Raw genomic sequence first — 2818 nt, forward strand, 5'->3', positions numbered from 1 at the left:
CCTTGTCGCGCCAGGCCTTGCCTCAAACTCCGGAGCGCCTGGTGGTGGATCTGGGAAACACGACTTCGCTTGACTCCCAGCATCTTTCCAATGTCATCGAACGAGGTCTCTTGAAGATAGTGATAGCGAATGACCGTTCGTTCCTGTTCCGTGAGCCCTTTGAGGAGATTGGCAAGAGTCTGCTGCAAGCGTTGCAGTTCGGTTTTTTTAAAATAAGTCACCTCAGCAGAAGCTTCGGCGGCCTCCGAATGAAACGCCTCAGCATCTATCATCCCGGTGCCTTCGAGCATGACTCCCAGGGCCAGGCTCATACCGACTTCGGCGAGAAAAGAAAACAGGAACTTCGGATCGTTCATCCTGGATGAAAGCTCGGCGCCTTCGGTCGCCGCCAGAGCCGGATCCAGTTTCTCCAGCGCCGCCGCTTTGGCGGCATTGAGGCGCTCGCGGCGCAACTCGCCCTGGACTGCAATCTGCTGGTTCTTCTCCGTCAACCGGGCAAGCCCGTTAAGGATGGAACCCTGCATTCTGCGGGCGGCAAAAGTCCTGAACTGCGCTCCCAGCGAAGGCTCATAGCGATCAAAGGACTCCAATAGCCCCACACTGGCAAGCTGAAGATAGTCATCGAACTCCACTTCGTCGTGGGTGCGGCGCGCRTAAAAAGTCGCAGCGACGATGCGAGCATATGGCAAGTGCATGGAAAGAAGTTTCTCGCGGGCGGGGGCCGCACGCTGGTCTATCCACGCTCGCCACAGCAGCAGCTCATCATCCCCCAGTCCTGAAGGTGGCGCAGACTGGGACGGCTGATTGTGTGCTGTCTTCGGCATGGTGGACACGGGGCTCAATGAAAGCTGCCAACCAGTGCCTTGAGCACAAGGCTCCATCCATCGACCAGGATGAACATCAGTATCTTGATGGGCAGGGCAATGGTGGTCGGCGGCATCATCATCATCCCCAGGGCCATGAGGATGCTCGACACGATGAGGTCTATCAGCAAAAACGGCAGGAAAATCACAAAGCCGATCTGGAACGCCGCGCGCAGCTCGGACAGCATGAATGCGGGGATGAGCTGCACATTGCTAATGTCATCCATGGTCTGCGGAACCGGGGCCTTTGACAGTTCCACCATCAATGCCAGGTCGGGCTCACGCGTCTGTCGGACCATGAATTCACGCAAGGGACCCACGCCTTTGTCGTAGGTTTGTTCCATGCCGATCCGCCCCGCCATGAACGGCTCGAAAGCATCCACATTTATTTTCTGCAGGACCGGCGACATCGTGAACATCGTCAAAAACAAGGCTAAGCCGATCAGCGCGGTATTGGGTGGCGTCTCGGGCATGCCGATGGCATGGCGCAGCATGGACAGCACGATGATGATGCGCATAAAACTGGTGAGGCATACCAACAACGCCGGCAGTATCGCAAGAACCGTCAGGCCGAGCACGACACGCAGGGCTTGCGAGGTTTCCGTGGCGGGTGTTTTACTTGCCGCGACAGCAACCGCGGGCACGCGGCGGGCCGCTGTGGGCGTCGGCGCTCCGGACAGCATCGGGCTGGCCTTTAGTTGAATCTCAGGCTCGCCAGCCGAATTTCGAACCACCGCGGTTTCGGCGCTCATCGCACCTTCCGCGACATCCGTCGCTTGGGCATGCACGCCCACCCATGACACCATACCGATGAGGATGCCCGCAACCCAACGCAACAACAGAGCGGCAAACGATGAGCGCCTCATGTTGCACCCTCTGGCTGCGTCGGAACGGGATGGTTTTGTCCGGCGGTGCTCGCAGACGACTCAACCACCGCGTGCTCTGACAGCAAGGTCATGGCCTGGTCGGTACAGCCGATCAGCAAACGACGCCCTCGCCATTCGATGTCGTGAACACTGTGCTTGGGTGATAGCCGGGTCGCCCCATGGAGCAGAACATCCCTGGACGAAGCACCACCCCACCAGCTTGAACGCTTTGCGGCGTCAACGCCGGCAGTCGGCCGGCGATTTCGCCATATCCAGATGGCAAAACCCGCAAAGCCAAGCGCCAAAATCGCCGTGATGGCAGTCAGCGGCGGCCCCTCACCGCCGGACGACGAGGCCGAGTCCTGCTTGAAAGGAATCGTTTTGGGCAAAGCGATGGCGCTTGTGGCAGCGGAGGCGGAGGACGCTCCCGCCGATGCAGCCGTGCCTTGGCTGAACGCGGTGGCATGGCTGACCAACAGGCAAACCGCCGCCACTTTCAGGGCGCGGAAAAAATAAGGCAAACGCTTGAGCAAACCGGCAAGCCTCATGGCTTGACTTCAGCCAGCAAGCCACTTTGAAGATCTAGCGGCAAAGGCAACTCCGTGATGCGAACCGCGAAATGTTCGTCCAGCGCCACCAATTGGCCGCGGGCAACCACCTGGCCTTCGAGCAACAAATCGACAGGCTGGCCCACAGTCCGGTCCAGCACCAGCACCTGATTTTTCGCGGCGGACATCAGCTCGCCCACCGTAAGCGTTGCCGATCCCAAGTAGACCTGCAACGTGGCCTTCACCTGGTGAATGGGATGAGCAGCATGACMCTCGGGCCGCCAGTTCTTTTTCTCGGGAGCTGCCGCGTCGCTCGGCTGATGCCTGTCGTTGGCCGGCGCATGGGGAAATGTGATCGGTCGTACCGTAAGAGCCGACACGTCAGGCTTTTCGGCATCGGCGCTTGAATAAGCAGGGTTTTGGGGTGGCGGGTTCATGATTTTTTCAGCAGCTGTATTCACGTTATGTCTCAGGGTCATTTGGGGGTAGCGGTGAGTTCCAGGGATTTAAAGCCGCTTGTTTGTGTCATCCAGGCATGCGC

Annotated in this window: 4 protein-coding genes; all 4 read right to left on the minus strand. The window is 59.0% G+C overall.

Going from position 1 to position 2818, the window contains the following annotated elements:
• The coding region (locus AC1D1P_RS19800) for a sigma-70 family RNA polymerase sigma factor (RefSeq protein WP_477674149.1) at positions 1–824 on the minus strand (824 nt) is incomplete at its 3' end.
• A gap of 14 nt (positions 825–838) precedes the next feature.
• Positions 839–1729 carry a flagellar type III secretion system pore protein FliP gene (fliP, locus tag AC1D1P_RS19805; RefSeq protein ID WP_477674147.1) on the minus strand — a complete coding sequence of 297 codons (891 nt, stop codon included), beginning with the start codon at positions 1727–1729 and terminating at the stop codon, positions 839–841.
• Positions 1726–2277 carry a hypothetical protein gene (locus AC1D1P_RS19810; protein ID WP_477669635.1) on the minus strand — a complete coding sequence of 184 codons (552 nt, stop codon included), beginning with the start codon at positions 2275–2277 and terminating at the stop codon, positions 1726–1728. Before AC1D1P_RS19810 ends, fliP begins: the two co-directional genes overlap by 4 nt.
• Positions 2274–2714, minus strand: a complete 441-nt coding sequence (locus AC1D1P_RS19815) for a FliM/FliN family flagellar motor switch protein (protein WP_477674148.1) — start codon at positions 2712–2714, stop codon at positions 2274–2276. Before AC1D1P_RS19815 ends, AC1D1P_RS19810 begins: the two co-directional genes overlap by 4 nt.
• Positions 2715–2818 lie beyond the last annotated feature (104 nt).

The sequence above is a fragment of the Polaromonas sp. P1_E1_2 genome (assembly GCF_056406035.1).